Here is a 19,403-nt window from a genome sequence, read left to right as displayed (position 1 = left end):
AATGAAAGCGATCGGAATGATTGAAACGAGAGGATTAACTGCGGCAATTGAAGCGCTAGATTCTATGGCTAAAGCAGCAAATGTCAGCCTTGTTGATTTAAAACGTGTAGGTTCTGGTTTAGTGACTATCATTGTCGAAGGTGATGTAGCAGCTGTCACTGCAGCGGTTGAGGTCGGGAAAATGGCTAATAGCAGAACTGGCGGAGAGCTTATCTCCTTTAATGTCATTCCTCGTCCGCATTCAGAGCTTGCTAAGATTCTTTAGGTGGTGATGAAGCTTGTCAGAATTTATGAAGAATATCGTCCAAGAAGTGTTAAAGCCAGCAAAAAAGCCGAGGGAGAATCCACTTTTTGGCGAAGAAACAAAATATATTTATTCGAGATCTACGGTACAGCCAACAGCCAAAAATAATGAGATACAAACCATTCAAGGCATCAGCCGGCCCAATTATCAGCAAAGGAACATCCAAAAAAGACTAGCTGGATTACCGGTTAATCCCTCTTCTCATCCAATGAATTCTGCACTGAATAAACATGTAAGTAAAAATACGCACACATCAAAAGAGAATATCATTCATTCACTTTCAAAGCTTCAAACGATTTCACTTGTACAAGGAAAGCAGACAGTAAATCCAGAACCAACTGCCACCAAGAACATTAATAGAATAGAAGAAAGTCAATTGATCGGACAATCAAATAACGGAATAAAAGCATGGATCTTCTCAAGTTTACATGCGAAACTGCGAGATTCCTTTCAACGATCATTAAAATCGCACGCGATCGGCGTGATTACATCAGAACAATCAGCCATTGGCCAGTTATTTCATATTAATGATATGTTAAGAGAATTTCCCGCACTGAAGTATAGCTTAACATGGGAAAAAGAGAGCAAAGATGGTTTTGTTCTTGAATTATACGAAGAAGATTCAGAGAGACTGACTAAAGCCGTTCAAACATTGTTTCAAAAGCTTTCCAAACATTCCGTCAAACAAATACAAACCTATAAAGTACAATCCCCAAGCCCATGGCTGACAAAGCAGTTAAATTTAAAAACAAGTGTAGACGGTGCAGCAGTTCTTGAAGGGATTGACCATTATTCAGCTATTCTCCTGTTGGATTGTTATTTTAAAAGTGCGCCAAATGATCATTTTGGCTATGCAATCGAGAAAAATTATTTGCTTCTATATGGAAACTTTGAATGTATCTCCAAAGCGTCTGAAGAATTACAAATCCAAGCAGCACGATTATTTAACTTCATTCAGCCGAAGTCTGCCACTATTATACGTGGTGAGATGAACGCTACTTAGTATTCAATTTATTGGGGATTCAAATCAATGCTGAATAAAGTTAAAGCCTCCGGCGGATGCCTCAGATTTTAAAGGGAAATTTATCGAGCATAGCTCGATAAAATCTGGGCGCAAATATGCCAAGGCGCATTTGAATGGGAGGCCATAGAATTGCATGCACTAGGATTAATTGAAACGGTTGGCTATTTAACTGCTGTTTCTGCTGCTGACGCTGCAGTAAAGGCAGCAGATGTAGAGATAGTAGGAATAGAAAAAGTGATAGGTGTAAGCGGCTATCTTGGCGTAACAATTCACTTTAGCGGAGATGTAGCCGCTGTAAAATCAGCTGTAGAAGCAGGAAATGATGCGGCTGATCGTGTAGGGACAGTCATCTCTTCTCATGTGATTCCAAGAGCTCACAGCGAGGTGGCGAGCAAGCTGCTCCCTCACTTTCAGCTTGAAGAGAAATCATTAATTACACAGCCAACGGAAGACACTGCGAAAAATGAGCTTAATAGTTTAGAAAAAGATGATCAATCAAATTAATTCACTTTAGGAGGAAAGAGAATGATGGGTGAAGCATTAGGGTTAGTCGAAACGAAAGGCTTAGTCGGGGCCGTTGAGGCAGCTGATGCAATGGTGAAGGCAGCAAATGTGGAAATTTGCGGCTATGAGAAAGTTGGTTTCGGACTTGTTACCGTCATGGTTAGAGGCGATGTCGGGGCTGTGAAAGCAGCTACAGATGCAGGAGCGGAGGCAGCTAGCCGCGTTGGAGAGCTTGTATCCGTACACGTTATTCCAAGACCGCACAGTGAAGTAGAAAGAGCATTATTATCTAAAAAGATCGGTGAATAAAGATGAGCTCAAATAGGCAGAGTGTCATGGCAGCAAACACTCTGCACGAGCTCTCCAATCGGAACAGCAATGGCAAGAGCCTGCAGAAACGTCCATATGTCCTGGCTCTACTAACCTCTCATTTGATTGGAATGGAACCAGGACTTTTATATTTACAACGCTTAATACATCAGCCTTTTATCATTCGCATGGCTGCTGAGGAAAGTCTTTTTGAATATTTTTCTAAAAATAAACTTATTGAACTGACTTGTAACGATGATTGGATTCAATCTCAACAGCTGCTAGTAAATAATCAGGCAGACATCATTTTTCTTCCGATCCTTTCTTTTTCTCTCGCAGCAGATATTCTTTCATTAAACGAACAAAGACCATATGTCCGCCTCATTCTTCAAAGCTTACTGAAGGGGAAAAAAGTAGTCGGATTAAAGCTTGGGATCGATCCGCATCACCAGCTTTGGAGGCTTGAAGGAATGGATCAAAGCTCACTGCATGTAAAAAGAAAACTGCATGATCAAATGGCACAGTTAAAAGCGATGGGTATTCAACTCATTCATGAAGAGGATAGTATCCAACCTCTTAAAAATAATCCGACGAAGAAAACAATTGTGACAGCGGAAACCATTCGCTATCTCCAGCAGACTGGACAGCAAGTTATTAATATACGAGAAAAGGCAATCATTACACCGCTTGCACATGATTTGGCTAAAGAACTAAAAATTGAATTGATTATAGATTAAGGGGACGATCCTTTATGCAAATGGGCATAGTGGTTGGCCGGATAACCGCTACGAGAAAAGATGAAAATTTAGTTGGGACGAAGCTATTAATTACGCAGCCGATCGGGTTAGATGGACAAGTTTTACAAAACCCCATCATTGCCGTCGATACTGTCGGCGCTGGCATCGGAGAAAGAGTGATTTACGTGTCAGGGAGTATGGCTGCAAGAGCGATAAGGAATAAAGATGCACCAATAGATGCTGCCATCATTGGAATTATTGATAGTTTAGAAGGAACGATGTTAGGAGGGTAATCAGTGGACGCTCTCAAAATAAAAGAAGCGATTCAATATCGAAAATTAATAGATGTGTTATTAAATCCGAATCTTTATGCGGACATTGTGTTAAGAGGCGGTTATTTCATCAATGTCATTACTCGTGAAATCTATGAGGCAGATGTAGCCATTAAAGGACCATATATTTTAATGGTTGGGGATGCAAAGGATTTAATCGGTCCAAAAACGACAATTGAAGATGTGCGGGGGAAATTTATTAGTCCAGGATTTATTGATTCTCATATGCATTTTGAAAGTGCGATGCTGACGTGTACGGAGTTTTCAAAGCTGTCGATTCCTACAGGCACAACAACGCTCATCGGTGATCCGCATGAGATTGGAAATGTATTGGGCGTTCAAGGGATGAAGGCGATGATAGAGGAAGCAAAGACATTGCCGAATCGGATTCTTTTTACCGTCCCATGTGCGGTCCCTGATGCACCCGGACTGGAAACTTCCGGTTATGATGTTTCAGCAAAGGATATGAAAGACTTATTAAATGATCCCTATGTGCAAGGAATTGGCGAAATCCAAAGCTTCAGTAATATTCAGCCTGTTTATCAGCATGCGCCAGAATTAATTGATGATTTAGTTGCTGCTGTATCGTACGCGAACAGCATTGGAAAAACGGTAGAGGGGAATGCGCCTGGATTATTCGGTAAGGAGCTTGCGGCTCATATTATAAGTGGCGGGACACATGTCTCCTGCCATGAAACGACGACAAAGGAAGAAATGGTTGAAAAGCTTCGCTATGGCGTCAGTGTGTTTATGAGGGAAGGCTCCTCTCAACGAAATATGGCGGAATGTATTCGTGCGATTACAGAAGATGGTCTCGATTCTCGACGGGCGATTCTCGTTTCCGATGATATGGTGCCCGCTGACCTTCTGAAATACGGACATATGAATGATATCGTACGCAGAACGATTGCCGAAGGGATTGATCCTGTTGAAGCGATTCAAATGGCAACGATTAACCCTGCGACCCACTTCGGCTTTAAAGACGTAGGCGTCATCGCACCAGGGAAAAGAGCAGATATTGCGGTCATTAGCGATTTAATGAGTATGACGATCGATCAAGTTTATTTAGCTGGCAAAAAAGCGGCGGAAAAAGGGGAGCTTATGATTGAAATTGCCCCATATATTTATCCCGAAAGCGTGAAGAAATCGATAAAGCGAAAGGCCGTAACAAAGGATGAATTGCTTATAAAAGCAAGCGGCAGCCGGGCAAAGGTGAGGGCGATCGAAGCGATTCCCTTTCAAAATTTAACGGCTGAAGGGGAATATACGTTAAATGTCAAAGACGGAATTGTGCAGCCGTGTTTGCAGCAGGACGTCTTGCCATTGCTCGTCGTGGAGCGGCACGGCCGAACAGGAAAGGTTGGGAAAACATTCATTCACGGCTTTGACTTAAAATACGGGGCAATCGCCGAGAGTGTTGCCCATGATACTCATAATATTATTGTGACCGGGACGAATTATGAAGATATGGTAACAGCTGTAAATCGTGTCATTGCCATGGACGGCGGAATTGCCATGATTAAGGACAGCAAGGTTGTAGGTGATTTACCGCTCCGGATTGGCGGCTTAATGACAGATGAATTGACAGGCAAAGAAATGAGCGAGAAGGTCGATGAATTATCACGGCTTGCGAAAGATGAGCTTGGTTGCGGAATGGAAGTACCGTTCATGCACCTATCTTTCTGGTCACTCGTGACGAGTCCGAAATGGAAGATTACGGATATGGGCTTAATTGATGTTGATAAATTTGAGGTCATCCCGACGATTATTTAAAACATAGCAGGAGGGAAAGAGCATGGGAGTCAAATTAGTCGATTTAACACAGGAAATTTATCATGGAATGCCGGTATTCCCCCTTCATCCCTCGACAATGATTTTTACGAACATTACGCATGAAGAATCCGAAAAAAAAATCGGTTTCCCATTTGCCACGAATAATTTAATTATTAACGAGCACGGCCCTACCCATAGTGATGCTACCTATGAGTATGATCCAAATGGGAAATACATTGACGAAATGCCGTTGGAGTATTTTTACGGTCCAGCCGTCTGCCTTGATGTTTCGCATGTCCCTGTTGAGCGTTATATTACAAGCCGCGATCTTGAGGAGGCACTTGCGAATTCCGGCCAATTTATTGAAAAGGGTGATATTGTACTCCTTTATACAGGGCATTTTAATCGTTCGTATGGAACAAATCAATGGCTAACAGCGTATACGGGTCTTGATTACGAGGCAGCAAAGTGGCTAGCCGAAAAAGGGGTCGTCAATATCGGCATTGATGCACCAGCAATCGACCACCCCGATGACCCGAAGTACTCTGGTCATTTAATTTGCCGAGAGTATGGCCTGACAAATACGGAGAATCTTTGTAATCTCGATCAAATTGCCGGGATGCGGTTCTTATATTTCGGGTTGCCGCTTCGGATACGAAATGGCACAGGCTCCCCTATTCGGGCAGTAGCAGTTTTCATTGAGTAATAATGGAGGTGATGTCGGTGAAAGAAATTTTTAAAAGGGAAAAGATTCGTGAAGAGATCATTATCCCTCCGTATGAAGGCAGAAGCGCTTGCGTACGAAAAGGAGAAGAACTGATCATTATTGATCTTGAAGGAAAGCAAGTAGGCGATTTTGTTTGCTTCAATCATGCCGATCCACAAGAATTTGTATCTCCCGTTCATATGAGGGCCTCATTAAGCAGCATTCGTCTGAAAAAAGGCGATTTATTATATAGCAATCGGCGCCGTCCGCTTATGCAGCTCATTGAAGATACAGTAGGTGTTCATGATATCTTCTTCCCCGCATGTGATTATTACCGCTATAAAATCGATTTCGGCAAAGAAGATCATCCGAATTGTCATGATAATTTAGCAACGGCTCTTAAAAAATTTAATATACATCCTGCGATTGTCCCAGATCCTATTAATCTATTTATGAATAATGTTCTCGATGATCAAGGGGACTATGTGATTGAAGAGCCTCTTTCAAAACCAGGAGATTATGTAAGATTGAAAGCGTTAGACGATGTCGTGATTGCCTGTACAACATGTTCACAAGACATGGCTCCTGTAAACGGCTGGAAGGTTACATCATTAAAAATGCAAATCCTGGAGGGAGACTGATGGATGACATTCAATTCCTGCAAGCGCTTCTAAAGATTAATAGCTCCAATCCGCCTGGCAACGAGAATAATGTGACAGAAATTTTTATTGAACGGTGCAAAACGAAAGGCATCCCTTTTAAAATGACTTATCTCGAAGAAAATCGCAGTAATTTTGAAGTGACGCTGAAAGGGCAAAGTGAAAAGCAACTAATCCTTTGCGGGCATATGGATACGGTCTTACCAGGAGAGGCGAAATGGGACTATGGCCCTTTTTCGGGCGAAATAGTAGGAGAGCGTATGTATGGTAGAGGGGCTTCTGACATGAAAAGCGGATTAGCAGCGATGTTTTTAGCTCTTGAGTCATTAGTTTTAGAGGGGCAGGCTCCTCCAGCAACGATTACCTTTTTGGCAACGGCAGGCGAAGAAGTCGATAGCTGCGGAGCTAGAGCATTTCTTGATGGAAACGGAGAAAGAAGGATCGATGCTCTTGTAATCGGTGAGCCAACAAATGAAAAGGTCGTCGTTGGCCATAAAGGCGCTCTTTGGCTAGAAATTACAACGTACGGAAAGACAGCTCATGGATCGATGCCTGAGCAAGGGATGAATGCGGTTGATCATATGGTCCATGTGATAAAAGTTTTAGATTCCTTCAAAGCTAAGTGGAAAATGGAGAAGGAGCCGCTCGGAAGCAGCAGCTTAGCAGTTACGATGATTGAAGGCGGGATTCAAACGAATGTCATTCCAGACAGATGTACACTTCGCGTGGATATCCGCACCGTTCCTCCTCAAGCACATGACCAATTAATAAATGAGCTGAGCAAAAGATTAATTCAGCTTGCCAAGGATAACGAAATTTGCAGGTTTAAAATTGCGAAGGTTTTAGACCGACCGGCTATTTTGACATCACCATCTGAAGATATTATTCAATGTGCTTTAGCGATAAAAAATGAAGAAAGATCGAATTGCTCGGGTGTATCGTATTATACAGATGCGGCAGTATTGAATCCACGCAGTGAAATTCCAACCTTGATCTATGGGCCAGGAGATGAGAAACTGGCTCATCAGCCGAACGAATGGGTAAGTATTTCTGCATATCGAAAAGCGATTGCCTTTTATAAATCATTAATACTTTCATACGGCAAAAAGTCTATTGACATGTCCAGTTCATTACGGGGTGGAGTAAAATGAACAGCATTCTCATCAAAAATGCTGAAATAATTACGATGAATGCAAAAGAAGAAATCTTTCACGGCGATATTTATATTATTGATGACCGCATTGCTGAAATTGGTCATCAACTTCCCTACGTAGCAAGTAAAGTGATTGATGCTTCCGGTCGGACGGTTATCCCTGGATTTATTCAAACTCATATTCACCTTTGCCAAACATTATTCAGAGGACAGGCCGATGATCTTGAATTAATGGATTGGCTGAAGCAAAAAATATGGCCGCTGGAAGCATCTCATGATGAGGAATCTATTTATTATTCAGCCCTCCTCGGCATTGGTGAGCTTTTACAAAGCGGAACGACTACCGTAGTGGATATGGAGACTGTCCATCATACGGAATCAGCCTTTAAGGCCATTGCAGAGAGCGGGATTCGAGCTTTAGCAGGAAAAGTCATGATGGATAAAGGTCTTGAAGTACCCGTTCTATTAAGAGAAAACACAAAAGAATCTATTCAGCAAAGCGTCGATTTATTAGAAAAATGGCATAATCATGACAGTGGCAGAGTTCAGTATGCTTTTTGCCCGCGGTTTGTTGTTTCTTGTACAGAGGAATTATTGACGAACGTAAGAGATTTATCAAAAAAATACGATGTAAAAGTGCATACCCATGCGTCTGAAAATGCTACTGAAATAATGATCGTCGAACGTGAACATGGAATGAGAAATGTTGTCTATTTAGATCACCTCGGTCTTGCGAATGAACGGCTAATTTTGGCCCATTGCATATGGCTGGATGATGAAGAAAAGAGAATCATTAAGGAGCGGGGTGTAAAGGTCAGCCATTGCCCAGGTTCCAATTTGAAGTTAGCCTCGGGCATAGCAGAAATTCCCTCTCTATTAGATTCACACGCACATGTGAGTCTCGGAGCGGACGGTGCCCCTTGCAATAATAATTTAGATATGTTTAATGAAATGAGGCTTGCTGCTCTCATTCAAAAGCCTGCCAATGGTCCGACTGCGATGAATGCGAGAACTGTTTTTCGCATGGCTACTATCGGCGGTGCGAAAGCGGTTGGAATGGAGCAAGAAATTGGCAGTATTGTGGCTGGTAAAAAAGCTGATTTAGCCATTTTAAACTTGAATGATTTCCACGTCTATCCTTCCTTTGATCTTGATCCGATCTCTCGAATTGTCTATTCCGCAACGAGAGCTGATGTAGAAACGACAATTGTCAATGGAAAAATCGTGATGGAAAATAGACGGATGAATACAATTGATAAAGAGATTGTATTAAAGGAATCAAATAAATCGATCAAACGATTAGTAAAACGATTAGAAACAATTTTATATTAAGTATATTTTAGCCTTATGCGTGCATGTGAACGGGTTTTATTCGGGACGAAAACATTCGAGAACATGTATGCATAGTGCTGTGTTGACATTAAATATTATTTAATAAAGCCTCTTTAAATTAAATTTCCCCTCCTTCATTCAGCCTAAATATTAGTAATAAAACTAGTTTTTCTGTAATATTAAGATAGACTATAATGATGGAGGGCTATTTATGGCAATTGAAATCCCAAGCCGAGATGAGCTCGGTGTAATTTTAAAAAAGGCAAAAAGAATCGCCGTTGTAGGTTTAAGCGGGAATCCAGAAAGAACTTCATATATGGTATCAAAAGCGATGCAGGATGCAGGCTATGAAATTATTCCTGTTAACCCAACTGTTGATGAAGTGCTCGGTGTAAAGGCTGTCAAAAGCTTAAAAGAAATTGAAGGACATGTCGATATCGTGAACGTATTCCGCCGTTCAGATCATTTGCCATTTGTTGCGAAAGATTTTGCAGAAATCGATGCAGATGTTTTTTGGTCACAGCTTGGCTGCATTAACGAGGATGCTTATGAATTTTTAAAGGAAAAGGGCTATACAGTAGTAATGGATCGCTGCATAAAAGTTGAGCATGCTTTAACTAAATAAGGCTTAAGAAATGAGATCTTTTTCAAGGTCTCATTTTTTATCGTGCTCCTTTTTAATGGCCTGTAAATAAAAACTCATTTGCCAAAACTGAATAAAAAGATACAATAAAACATAGACACTTCATCAAAATGTGGTAATATACATTAAACAAACATTTGTTCTTAGTCTTGATTTTCTCTATTATAAAGAGGATTAAATATTTTTTAGACGAATTAGTAAGATGGATGTATAATCAAGATTGTTTCTTGATGAAGAATACTTTTTTAGCAATTTTTTTTTGCAGTAATGAAAGGGGTATGTTTGTGGCAAGAAATCAGAATGCATTTGACTACAATGATGATGCCATACAAGTACTCGAAGGGCTTGAAGCAGTGAGAAAGCGCCCTGGAATGTACATTGGAAGTACAGATGCAAGGGGTCTTCACCATCTTGTATATGAAATTGTCGATAATGCAGTCGATGAAGCATTGGCTGGCTACGGCGATCAAATCATTGTCAAAATACATAAAGACAATTCAATTAGTGTAACAGATAAAGGACGCGGAATGCCTACGGGAATGCATCGCATGGGGAAACCGACTCCTGAAGTGATATTAACCGTCCTGCATGCCGGCGGAAAATTTGGTCAAGGCGGCTATAAAACGAGCGGAGGCCTACATGGGGTTGGAGCTTCTGTTGTAAATGCCCTCTCTGAAATGCTAGTCGTTAAAATTAAAAGGGATGGCATCGTTTATGAGCAGCGCTTTGAAAATGGCGGCAAACCAGTAACGACCCTCGAAAAAATCGGAAAAACTAATCAAACTGGGACAACCATCCATTTTAAACCGGATCCTACGATTTTTTCTTCTACCACATATAATTATGACACATTATGTGAGCGTCTCCGTGAATCAGCCTTCTTGTTAAAAGGGATGAAAATAGAAATTGTTGACGAACGTAACGGCATTCAGGAAAGCTTTCATTATAAAAATGGAATTGAAGCCTTTGTGGAATATTTAAACGAAGAAAAGGACGTATTACATCCTGTCGTTAGCTTTGAAGGTGAGCAAAATGGGATTGAGGTAGATTTTGCCTTTCAATTTAATGATGGCTATTCTGAGAATGTCCTCTCATTCGTCAATAATGTGCGCACGAAAGATGGCGGAACTCATGAAGCTGGCTCGAAAACAGCGATGACGCGCATTTTTAATGAGTATGCTAGAAAGGTTGGCCTTCTGAAAGAAAAAGATAAAAATCTCGACGGGGCTGACATACGAGAAGGGTTTACAGCCATCGTTTCTGTTCGAGTTCCAGAGGATTTGCTACAGTTTGAAGGACAGACGAAAGGCAAGCTTGGGACTAGTGAGGCAAGATCATCGGTAGATGCTGTCGTATCAGAGCATTTATCTTATTTTCTCGAAGAAAACCCGAACGTTAGTTCTTTGCTGATTAAAAAGGCAATCAAAGCTTATCAAGCAAGAGAAGCGGCTCGAAAGGCTCGCGAAGATGCTCGGAGCGGAAAGAAAAGAAAGCGTTCTGAAGGTGTTCTTTCGGGAAAACTCACACCTGCGCAATCACGCAATCCGCAAAAGAATGAATTATATTTAGTTGAAGGAGACTCTGCTGGCGGATCCGCTAAGCAGGGGCGAGATAGACGATTTCAAGCTATCCTTCCTTTACGTGGTAAAGTCATTAATACAGAAAAAGCAAAGCTCCAGGATATTTTCAAAAATGAAGAAATCAATACGATTATTCATGCTGTTGGTGCTGGAGTTGGAGCGGATTTTACAATCGAGGACGTTAATTACGATAAAGTGGTCATTATGACGGATGCTGATACAGATGGTGCCCATATTCAAGTTCTCCTTCTTACATTCTTTTATCGCTATATGAAGCCGCTTCTTGATGCTGGGAAAATTTTTATTGCGCTTCCGCCACTATATAAAGTTAGCCGAGGAACAGGCAAAAAAGAGGTCATTGAGTACGCGTGGAGCGAAGATGATTTACAAGGTGCGATTAAAAAGGTCGGAAAAGGCTATATGCTTCAACGCTATAAAGGACTCGGAGAAATGAATGCTGATCAGCTTTGGGATACAACGATGAATCCTGAAACGCGAACGTTAATTCGTGTAAGAATAGATGACGCTGCTCGGGCTGAACGCCGAGTGACAACATTAATGGGCGATAAAGTGGAGCCACGCCGTAAATGGATTGAATCAAATGTGGCCTTCGGATTAGAAGAGGATGCAAGTATACTAGAAAATGAAAATATTTCAGTTATGGAGGAGGAGATTGAATAATGACTTTTGCAGAGAAATTTAAAGATCTCCCTCTTGAAGATGTTCTTGGTGATCGATTTGGCCGCTACAGTAAATATATTATTCAGGAGCGAGCCCTCCCGGATGCGCGGGATGGTTTGAAGCCTGTTCAGCGCAGAATTTTATATGCGATGCATGTGGAAGGAAATACACAGGAGAAAGGCTTCAGGAAATCAGCCAAAACCGTCGGAAACGTGATTGGGAACTATCACCCCCATGGTGATACTTCCGTTTACGATGCAATGGTTCGGATGAGCCAGGAATGGAAGCTGCGAAATCTGCTCGTTGAAATGCATGGAAATAACGGAAGCATTGACGGTGACCCTCCGGCAGCGATGCGTTATACAGAAGCAAGACTGTCCGCAATTTCTTCTGAATTACTGAAGGATATTGAAAAGCGGACCGTTGATTTCGTTCCGAACTTTGATGATACTTCGGAAGAGCCTACCGTCTTACCTGCAATGTTCCCAAACCTTTTAGTCAATGGTTCGACTGGGATATCGGCTGGTTATGCGACGGAGATTCCTCCTCATCATTTAAATGAAGTAATTGACGGCGTGATCCACCGCTTAGAGAACCCGAATTGTTCAGTGGACGATTTAATGAAGTATGTGAAAGGCCCTGATTTTCCGACAGGAGGAATCATTCAAGGAGTCGAAGGCATTAAGAAAGCTTACGAAACTGGTAAAGGGAAAATAATAATCCGTGGAAAAACGGAAATTGAAGAAATCCGCGGCGGAAAAAAGCAAATTGTTATTACAGAAATTCCATTTGATGTAAATAAGGCGAATCTCGTTAAGAAAATCGATGAATTTAGGTTGGATCGAAAATTAGAAGGGATTGCCGAAGTTCGTGATGAAACCGATCGTACAGGCTTAAGGATAGTTGTTGAACTAAAAAAAGACGCTGATCCTGAAGGTGTTCTTCATTATTTGTACAAAAATAGCGACTTACAGGTTCCGTATAATTTCAATATGGTAGCTATTTATGACAGACATCCAAAACTTATGGGATTGCGTGAGCTTTTGGATGCCTATATTCAGCATCGGAAAGAGGTTGTAACGAGAAGAACAGCATTTGATTTGGAGAAAGCACAGGCAAGACAACATATTGTCGAAGGCTTGATGAAAGCACTTTCCATTTTAGATGAAGTGATCGCTGCTATTAGAGCTTCAAAGGACAAACGAGATGCAAAGGATAATTTAATAGCAAAATTCGCTTTTACCGAGGCACAAGCTGAAGCAATTGTCTCATTACAGCTCTACCGCTTAACGAATACTGATATTACAGCATTACAGGCTGAAGCGGAAGAGTTATCGAAGAAAATCGCTGAGCTTTCGTTAATCCTCGAAAGTGAGAAAAAACTGCTTTCTGTCATTCAGAAAGAACTGAAAGATGTGAAAAAGCGTTTTTCAGACAATCGTCGAACGGTAATTGAAGACGAGATTGAAGAAATAAAAATCAATTTAGAAGTCCTTATCGCCAATGAGGATGTGATTGTCACAGTCACGAAGGAAGGCTATGTGAAGCGGACAAGTTTAAGGTCCTACACGGCATCGAACGGGCAAGATTTCGGCATGAAGGATTCAGACCGCATTCTCGCTCAATTAGAAATGAATACAACAGATGTCTTAATGTTGTTCACGAATAAAGGCAATTATTTATATTGTCCAGTCCATCAGCTTCCTGATATTCGCTGGAAGGATCTTGGCCAGCATATTGCGAATATAATTCCAATTGACGGAGAGGAATCAATCATTAAAGCGATTCCAATTAAGGATTTTGAAAAAGAGACATTCTTACTTTTTGTCACGAAAAATGGAATGGCGAAAAAGACTGAACTTAAGCATTATCAAGCACAACGCTATTCAAAGCCGCTTGTGGCCATTAATTTAAAAGATGATGATGAAGTAGTAAATGTACATGAAACTGACGGCTCGAAAGAATTATTTATTTCTACCCATAATGGCTATGCTCTGAGGTTTCAAGAAGAAGAAGTAAATATTGTTGGAACGAGAGCGGCTGGGGTGAAGGGTATCAATCTGAAGGATGATGATTTCGTCATTGGAGGAGAAATCATCGAAAATGATAAAGAGCAGGCAGTCGTCATCGTTACCCAACGCGGGGCGATCAAGAAAATGAAATTAAGTGAATTTGAGCGAACCTCGCGAGCAAAACGCGGTGTTGTCATGTTAAGAGAGCTGAAAGCAAATCCTCATCGAATTATTGGCTCACTCGTTACAAGAGAAAATGATACGATTTTCATTGAAAGCGAAAAGGGTGTCATTGAAACGGCAGCAGCCTCAAGTATTCGATTTAATGATCGCTATTCGAATGGCTCGTTCATTATGGATGAGGGAGAAAGCGGACAAGTAAAGGAAGTTTGGAAACAAGAAGCAATACAAGGAACGAATGAGAGCGCAAAATAGACAGAAATCCCTGCTAAATTGGATAGCAGGGATTTTTATGTGTAATATAAATATCTTTAAATCGCACTGACTTTCACAGAATTTGTATCGTTCAAATCTGAATCATTCAACAACACCATTGGCAAATTCGTCACACAAAAATCACCATTCTCCTCACCAAACCCCAAATTTTGTTTATTAGATAAAAAGGAGTCAACATGCTGATTCGGACCTAGACTTAATGCTGATCCACGGTCTATGGCGTTTACTTTAAAAACAAGTAAGTTCACGAATACAGGACCAAAAATACCCATTGTTCCACCTCCAGTTTTTTTACGGTAAGAAAATCTTTTCAAATGATGATGGGCTATCAATGAGATCGCGATCATCCACACTGCTCTGTGTACCGAAGAAACAGCTATCATCTCCCATGTTTTGCCCATATCCCATCGTCTTTTTATCGGAATTATTCCAGTCAGCCATTAAATTTTGTCCAACATTTACTGCAGAACAGTTTTCAAAGGAATTAATTTTCAAAAGAAAAATATTAATGTTAATAGATGCACCTGCCAATGGAGTTCACCTCCTTATCGAACTATATTCAGAATGAGTCACTTTATGATTTTTAGAAAGGAGGGACCGAGCATGGATTTCGAAAAATTAAAACAGTGGATGGAAGTAGCCCGGAAATATCAATCAGGCGATTTTTGGAATGGGATGCTTGATCAATCCTCCTTTAACCAATTTATGAAAGAAAATATGGATATGGGCTCCTCTGCCGGCCCCGGTCCGAATGCAGGGGCAAATTCATTAGGGCGGCGTCCGTATAATTCAAAATTTCCCTCTATAGATATATATATGACCGATCTTGAGATCATTGTTCTAGCCGATTTAGCTGGATATAAAAAAGAGGATCTTCAAGTATCAGTTTCCGGAAATAAATTGTTATTAAAAGGGACATCTTCCCCGATCGTCAGTGGCCAAGCCATTGTTCAAGAAAGAAATCAAGGCGCGTTTCAGAGAATTATTGACTTGCCGGAACCGACAGACTCCAATCAAATTAAAGCAAAGTTTCAAAACGGACTGCTAACTCTAACTTATAAAAGGCTATACATACAAGAAGAAACAGTGCCGATCGAGTAATTTATCCCTTTTTCTCTGACTGTGTATCAAAGAAGTCGGAATCCTCGATGCCCCACTGCGGATTTTGAAAAAATCCTCGGTCTCCATTATGTTCGCCAAAGCCTTCCACACGGTGATTTTTCACATGATTACCAATTTGCATCGTGGAACTAACCGAGATTCTTGAATACCGATCGACGCTATTAATTTTTACGCCTTGAATGTTAATGTTTGTTCGATCCTTCAATTTCCTATTCCTCCTTTGGAAAAATATTAAATAAAATGTGAGGATAATCATATGCCTATAAAAGGATTATTCAACCAAAATCAAAATAATGAGAACTTAAATAAGAAAATTGCTGAACTCGAAAATAGGTATTTAAAGCTTAACGCCCTTGAGGTTCGTGTGAACAGATTGGCAAAGCTAGAAGAAAAAATCTATCCGCTTCTTAAATGGAAGGAGGAAATGTCAAAAGATAAGAAGACGAATGGTTTTTCAAGACAAAAAAATTCCGATTTTTCCAAGGAATTGCAATCGGTTGAAGCTTCGTTATTAAGGAAAATAGATCCCTATTTTGAAAAGGTTGATTATTTATCAACCTATATATATGAACTCGAGAAAAAAATACTCACTGATTCTGATGCTAAAGAGTCTGAAGCGTATATTGCAGACGAGGAGGAAAAGATTGCTGCTCTTTTAGCGTATATCCATGATTTGGAAGGAAAAATCTCCTTGCAAAATGATAGAGAAATGGCGATGCTTGAGAGACTTGATGCATTAGAAGAAAAGCTTGCAGAAATTCAAGATAACAAGAAAAAAGATGAACAAGCGGTTGTCATTAAAGAAATTCGCATCGATAAATTTTATTTAGATAAATATGAGCAAAATAATAATTTTGCCCAGCTAGGCATTAAAGATTTGAGTGGGGCCCTCAATATTGGAGCAACCTATGGAAGAGAAGTGATGCCGAAAGAGGTGTCTGATCAGCTTAAAGAAGACTTGAAAGACTTAACAAAAATAAAAGAGGATAAGGAAAGCCAAAAAAGTGAACAAGCTGTAGGGGAGTCATCTGAGGAAGCTGAATCTTCATCTGATGAGCCTATTTCCTTTACAGAAATTCCAATTGAGGAAGAGAGCGAAGAGGATTAATAAGTTTCTTGTCTATTAATTATCCTCCTGGTATATTATTGAAAGTGTAGAATTATAGTCTTGCAGTTGTCGAAATGGTTATTTTCGGTGTAGCCGTCGATTTGAAAATTCTTTGGAATCTTGCCGATTTATTTATGGGCATCATGGCATTAATCAATTTAATTGCGATCGTCATGCTTGGAAATGTTGCTTTTACAGCATTAAAAGGCTACAGGGCACAGCGTAATCAAGGAAAGGATCCAGTCTTCTATGCGGACTCCATTCCAGGTTCAGACGGCGTTGAGTGCTGGGAAATAAAAGAAGAATTATTGAAGAAGAATAAAGCTTAATTATTTTTTACCCCTTGTCCTATTGATGAGGGGTTTTTTGTTATGGAGAAGAGTGGACCTTTATAAAAATTTACATGTATTTCCTAAAACTGGACAAAATGAATGTTAATAGAAGTTTTAGGGAGGGTAAATAAGTGAAAAAAGAAATGGTTTTTGCATTAGCCGCATTCTTTTTTTTATCGATGTCAGCCCTGACAGGTGTGTATGCAGATGAAAACGATAATAAATGGCAAACGATTTCAAAAGAAAAAGTGGATATTACTGGTGATGGAAAAAAAGATTTAATCATTATTAAGGGATTGCCTTATGAGGAAGGAACCGAATTTTTAAAAGAAATTGAGATGGAGATTAAAACAACAAATAAAAAATCTTTAACAATCAATTTCGACGGAGGTTTCAATCCGCGCGCAGACTATATTGACCTCAACCATGACGGTCTTAAAGATATTTTCGTAGCTGTTGATACTGGTGGCAGCGGAGGAATAACCAAGCATTATTTATATACAGCTAAAAATTCAACTTTAACTTATTTATCCGTTCCAGATCCGCTTGTCATTAACAGTCAATTTCTCGATGGATATAAAGCATCTATTACTATACAAGAAACAGGGGAATCATATACGTTTAACTTAAGCAACCGTGCGAAAGATTATGAAAAGACGGGGCTTTATCAAAATGGCAAACTAAGTGAGCCCACTGAACTAATGGTTGATCCATATTCTTTATTAAAGCCTGTACAAATATCAGGTAAGCAATATGGATTAAAAGGAACCCAAGCTGTTAGCGGTGCTTATCATGCTGACGGAATCGCCATTATTGAGTCACTATGGATTTATGAAAACGGAAAATGGACATTAAAGAATACGAGAGTGATGGAAACAAATCCAAGCATGAAAAAGCGATAAGCTTTTTGGTGGAAAAGGCAAAAAGTTTGATTAAAACGCACGATTAAGAGCAAAGGAGTGGCGGGATGAAAAATAAAAATGAGCAAAAATTAAACATGAGTTATGAAACGGATGGAAAAATGGGGAAAGGTAAGAAGCAGCCTGAAAAAAGAAATGAGAATGCAGATTTCTTTAATAGCACTCAAAATAGTGAATGAAACTTAACAGGCGCATAATTGTGTATCTGTTTTTAAAACATAATAAAGGTTGGTGGAGATAATATTATTATGTAAACTAAATTGTGGGTTTTAATGGAAGGATTCATGATAAAAAGGAAAAAATAGCGAATTAAATTGATTCACAATAATAATCAGTAGAGATATTTGTAATTAAAAGAAACTAAGAATAATTAGAGTAACTACGCAATATTATTTTTTTTAATAAATACTGCGTAGTAAATTTTCAATTGAATTCGCAATTAGAAATGTTGCTTTTGTTGTTTCGTCTCACTATCTCAAGTATACTTATCATTTGAGACGAAATTAAATTTTATTTTATAACTTCCTATAATATATATTATGTAAACTAGGAAAAATCCTTAACAGAACGATAACTAACCTCTCAACTTCACATAATAAACATTATCAGGAAGTTCTCCCTCGCAACTTGACGATAATGTATGGGACGGTCTTGATAATTTCCTCTGCCGTCCTCATAACCATTAGGTTCGGGATAATAATTCTTGGGTACGTCCAAATAATAAAACATTTGGAGGTCGTACACATGCACTACCAGCAAGCAATGGATGATTTTTTACTGTATCTAGAGGTCGAACAAAATTATTCATCAAACACGATTCGAAGCTATGAATATGACTTAACGGTCTTTCGCTATTTCCTTGAGAAACATAAGCGTTCTACAGACCTTTCGGACCTAAATTCATCGATCGTTCGGCGTTTTGTTCAGGATCAGATGTTGAATTACAAAAGTAAGTCGAGAACTATGCAGCGCCGAATTTCTAGTTTAAAGTCATTTTGCAGTTATTGTTTAAAAGAACAGCTGATGACATCCGATTTTATGGCCGGAATTAAGGCTCCAAAATCGGATTCCAAACTTCCGGTTTATATGAATATGGAAGAACTCAAAAAGCTGTTTTCTTTCCTTGAGCATGAGTCACATCCTCTTGCTCTTCGAAATGAAACGATGTTTAAGCTGCTGGCAACAACCGGAATACGGCGACAAGAACTGGTGGATCTCACTTGGGAACAAATCGATTTTTATAATGGAACGGTTCTCATTTTTGGTAAAGGAAAAAAAGAGCGCCTGCTCCCGCTTCATTCCATGATGCTGCCCTTATTAAAGAAACACAAAGAGTCTTTAAAGGAATACCAGACACATCCCCAGGAGCCCATTTTCCTAAATAAAAATGGAAAGGTACTCAATCCAAGGGGGCTTCATCTAATCTTTAAGGAGGTCCTGAAAAAGGCAGGCCTCCCTCCCCGCCGCTTTTCACTGCACCATCTGCGGCATACGTTTGCTACCTTGTTATTGCAGCAAGTAAAAGCAGAGAAAGTAGACGAATATGGGAACGTCTCATATACGCCTCAAGAAAAGGTGGATTTAAGAACGTTACAAGAACTTCTAGGACATGAATCCTTGGCTACTACACAGGTTTACACGCATATTGATTTTGAATCGAAAAAGAAAGCCATTGATTCGTTTCGATTTTCATAAGAGAAAAGCTACCTAAATGGG

Annotated in this window: 22 protein-coding genes and 1 pseudogene; 20 read left to right on the top strand and 3 right to left on the bottom strand. The window is 39.9% G+C overall.

Going from position 1 to position 19,403, the window contains the following annotated elements; translation table 11 throughout:
* Position 1: 1 nt before the first annotated feature.
* The 14 genes from F7731_RS18150 (at position 2) to parC (ending at position 14,184) form a co-directional block, all read left to right on the top strand.
* Positions 2–265: a BMC domain-containing protein gene (locus F7731_RS18150; protein ID WP_151536220.1), complete on the top strand. Its 264-nt coding sequence runs from the start codon at positions 2–4 to the stop codon at positions 263–265.
* A 13-nt stretch (positions 266–278) separates the two neighbouring features.
* The gene (locus tag F7731_RS18145; protein ID WP_151536219.1) at positions 279–1,307 is read left to right on the top strand and encodes a hypothetical protein; all 1,029 of its coding nucleotides are present in this window, start codon (positions 279–281) and stop codon (positions 1,305–1,307) included.
* 150 nt (positions 1,308–1,457) lie between these two features.
* Entirely contained in the window at positions 1,458–1,832 is a 375-nt protein-coding gene (locus F7731_RS18140; RefSeq protein ID WP_151536218.1) for a BMC domain-containing protein, read from the top strand.
* Between the two features lie 21 nt (positions 1,833–1,853).
* A complete protein-coding gene (locus F7731_RS18135; protein ID WP_246197287.1) occupies positions 1,854–2,141 on the top strand; it encodes a BMC domain-containing protein in 288 nt (95 codons plus the stop codon).
* 2 nt (positions 2,142–2,143) lie between these two features.
* On the top strand, positions 2,144–2,878 hold the full coding sequence (locus F7731_RS18130; protein WP_151536217.1) for a hypothetical protein: 735 nt from the start codon (positions 2,144–2,146) through the stop codon (positions 2,876–2,878).
* A 14-nt stretch (positions 2,879–2,892) separates the two neighbouring features.
* Complete coding sequence (locus F7731_RS18125; protein ID WP_151536216.1) at positions 2,893–3,171, top strand: EutN/CcmL family microcompartment protein; 279 nt, start codon at positions 2,893–2,895, stop codon at positions 3,169–3,171.
* Positions 3,172–3,174: 3 nt separating this feature from the next.
* The gene (locus F7731_RS18120; protein ID WP_151536215.1) at positions 3,175–4,983 is read left to right on the top strand and encodes an adenine deaminase; all 1,809 of its coding nucleotides are present in this window, start codon (positions 3,175–3,177) and stop codon (positions 4,981–4,983) included.
* A 22-nt stretch (positions 4,984–5,005) separates the two neighbouring features.
* Positions 5,006–5,689 carry a cyclase family protein gene (locus F7731_RS18115; protein WP_151536214.1) on the top strand — a complete coding sequence of 228 codons (684 nt, stop codon included), beginning with the start codon at positions 5,006–5,008 and terminating at the stop codon, positions 5,687–5,689.
* Positions 5,690–5,706: 17 nt separating this feature from the next.
* Positions 5,707–6,330, top strand: a complete 624-nt coding sequence (locus tag F7731_RS18110; protein ID WP_151536213.1) for a DUF1989 domain-containing protein — start codon at positions 5,707–5,709, stop codon at positions 6,328–6,330.
* Positions 6,330–7,499, top strand: a complete 1,170-nt coding sequence (locus tag F7731_RS18105; RefSeq protein WP_151536212.1) for a M20 family metallopeptidase — start codon at positions 6,330–6,332, stop codon at positions 7,497–7,499. The genes F7731_RS18110 and F7731_RS18105 overlap by 1 nt, the downstream gene beginning before the upstream one ends.
* Positions 7,496–8,833, top strand: coding sequence for a 5'-deoxyadenosine deaminase (locus tag F7731_RS18100; RefSeq protein WP_151536211.1), 1,338 nt, complete (start codon positions 7,496–7,498; stop codon positions 8,831–8,833). Before F7731_RS18105 ends, F7731_RS18100 begins: the two co-directional genes overlap by 4 nt.
* 211 nt (positions 8,834–9,044) lie before the next feature.
* Entirely contained in the window at positions 9,045–9,458 is a 414-nt protein-coding gene (locus tag F7731_RS18095) for a CoA-binding protein (RefSeq protein ID WP_151536210.1), read from the top strand.
* A 302-nt stretch (positions 9,459–9,760) separates the two neighbouring features.
* On the top strand, positions 9,761–11,737 hold the full coding sequence (parE, locus tag F7731_RS18090; protein ID WP_151536209.1) for a DNA topoisomerase IV subunit B: 1,977 nt from the start codon (positions 9,761–9,763) through the stop codon (positions 11,735–11,737).
* Entirely contained in the window at positions 11,737–14,184 is a 2,448-nt protein-coding gene (parC, locus tag F7731_RS18085; RefSeq protein ID WP_151536208.1) for a DNA topoisomerase IV subunit A, read from the top strand. Before parE ends, parC begins: the two co-directional genes overlap by 1 nt.
* Positions 14,185–14,240: 56 nt before the next feature.
* On the opposite strand, the gene F7731_RS18080 is transcribed toward parC, so the two are convergent.
* Together F7731_RS18080 and F7731_RS18075 are read right to left on the bottom strand one after the other, a co-directional pair.
* Complete coding sequence (locus tag F7731_RS18080) at positions 14,241–14,477, bottom strand: hypothetical protein (protein WP_151536207.1); 237 nt, start codon at positions 14,475–14,477, stop codon at positions 14,241–14,243.
* A gap of 19 nt (positions 14,478–14,496) precedes the next feature.
* Entirely contained in the window at positions 14,497–14,736 is a 240-nt protein-coding gene (locus F7731_RS18075; RefSeq protein WP_151536206.1) for a hypothetical protein, read from the bottom strand.
* 72 nt (positions 14,737–14,808) lie between these two features.
* On the opposite strand from F7731_RS18075, the gene F7731_RS18070 reads away from it, so the two are divergent.
* Positions 14,809–15,306 (top strand): Hsp20/alpha crystallin family protein, encoded by a 498-nt coding sequence (locus tag F7731_RS18070; RefSeq protein ID WP_151536205.1) that lies wholly within the window; start codon positions 14,809–14,811, stop codon positions 15,304–15,306.
* A gap of 1 nt (position 15,307) precedes the next feature.
* Here the strand turns inward: F7731_RS18070 and F7731_RS18065 are convergent, their stop codons facing one another.
* Positions 15,308–15,532: a hypothetical protein gene (locus tag F7731_RS18065; RefSeq protein WP_151536204.1), complete on the bottom strand. Its 225-nt coding sequence runs from the start codon at positions 15,530–15,532 to the stop codon at positions 15,308–15,310.
* A gap of 51 nt (positions 15,533–15,583) precedes the next feature.
* Here F7731_RS18065 and F7731_RS18060 point away from each other — a divergent pair, with 51 nt between their 5' ends.
* The 5 genes and pseudogenes from F7731_RS18060 to F7731_RS18045 all read left to right on the top strand — a co-directional run bounded on the left by F7731_RS18060 (position 15,584) and on the right by F7731_RS18045 (position 19,382).
* Complete coding sequence (locus F7731_RS18060) at positions 15,584–16,435, top strand: hypothetical protein (protein WP_151536203.1); 852 nt, start codon at positions 15,584–15,586, stop codon at positions 16,433–16,435.
* A 65-nt stretch (positions 16,436–16,500) separates the two neighbouring features.
* Positions 16,501–16,764: pseudogene (locus tag F7731_RS18055) on the top strand (alanine:cation symporter family protein); the annotation flags it as partial.
* A 134-nt stretch (positions 16,765–16,898) separates the two neighbouring features.
* A complete protein-coding gene (locus F7731_RS18050) occupies positions 16,899–17,669 on the top strand; it encodes a hypothetical protein (RefSeq protein WP_151536201.1) in 771 nt (256 codons plus the stop codon).
* Positions 17,670–17,734: 65 nt separating this feature from the next.
* Positions 17,735–17,866 carry a hypothetical protein gene (locus tag F7731_RS27105; protein WP_281352569.1) on the top strand — a complete coding sequence of 44 codons (132 nt, stop codon included), beginning with the start codon at positions 17,735–17,737 and terminating at the stop codon, positions 17,864–17,866.
* Between the two features lie 565 nt (positions 17,867–18,431).
* The gene (locus F7731_RS18045; protein ID WP_151536200.1) at positions 18,432–19,382 is read left to right on the top strand and encodes a tyrosine-type recombinase/integrase; all 951 of its coding nucleotides are present in this window, start codon (positions 18,432–18,434) and stop codon (positions 19,380–19,382) included.
* The last annotated feature ends 21 nt before the right edge of the window (positions 19,383–19,403 follow it).

This window comes from Cytobacillus depressus (genome assembly GCF_008923245.1).
Lineage (GTDB): Bacteria > Bacillota > Bacilli > Bacillales > Cytobacillaceae > Cytobacillus > Cytobacillus depressus.
Note: the sequence above shows the minus strand (reverse complement) of the source record. Positions and strands in the feature narration are given on the sequence as shown.

Coding starts and splice junctions, on each gene's coding strand:
- F7731_RS18150 (WP_151536220.1), top strand. CDS start 2: ATGAAAGCGATCGGAATGATTGAAACGAGAGGATTAACTGCGGCAATT.
- F7731_RS18135 (WP_246197287.1), top strand. CDS start 1,854: ATGATGGGTGAAGCATTAGGGTTAGTCGAAACGAAAGGCTTAGTCGGG.
- F7731_RS18130 (WP_151536217.1), top strand. CDS start 2,144: ATGAGCTCAAATAGGCAGAGTGTCATGGCAGCAAACACTCTGCACGAG.
- F7731_RS18125 (WP_151536216.1), top strand. CDS start 2,893: ATGCAAATGGGCATAGTGGTTGGCCGGATAACCGCTACGAGAAAAGAT.
- F7731_RS18115 (WP_151536214.1), top strand. CDS start 5,006: ATGGGAGTCAAATTAGTCGATTTAACACAGGAAATTTATCATGGAATG.
- F7731_RS18105 (WP_151536212.1), top strand. CDS start 6,330: ATGGATGACATTCAATTCCTGCAAGCGCTTCTAAAGATTAATAGCTCC.
- F7731_RS18100 (WP_151536211.1), top strand. CDS start 7,496: ATGAACAGCATTCTCATCAAAAATGCTGAAATAATTACGATGAATGCA.
- F7731_RS18095 (WP_151536210.1), top strand. CDS start 9,045: ATGGCAATTGAAATCCCAAGCCGAGATGAGCTCGGTGTAATTTTAAAA.
- parC (WP_151536208.1), top strand. CDS start 11,737: ATGACTTTTGCAGAGAAATTTAAAGATCTCCCTCTTGAAGATGTTCTT.
- F7731_RS18080 (WP_151536207.1), bottom strand. CDS start 14,477: ATGGGTATTTTTGGTCCTGTATTCGTGAACTTACTTGTTTTTAAAGTA.
- F7731_RS18070 (WP_151536205.1), top strand. CDS start 14,809: ATGGATTTCGAAAAATTAAAACAGTGGATGGAAGTAGCCCGGAAATAT.
- F7731_RS18060 (WP_151536203.1), top strand. CDS start 15,584: ATGCCTATAAAAGGATTATTCAACCAAAATCAAAATAATGAGAACTTA.
- F7731_RS27105 (WP_281352569.1), top strand. CDS start 17,735: ATGAAAAATAAAAATGAGCAAAAATTAAACATGAGTTATGAAACGGAT.
- F7731_RS18045 (WP_151536200.1), top strand. CDS start 18,432: ATGCACTACCAGCAAGCAATGGATGATTTTTTACTGTATCTAGAGGTC.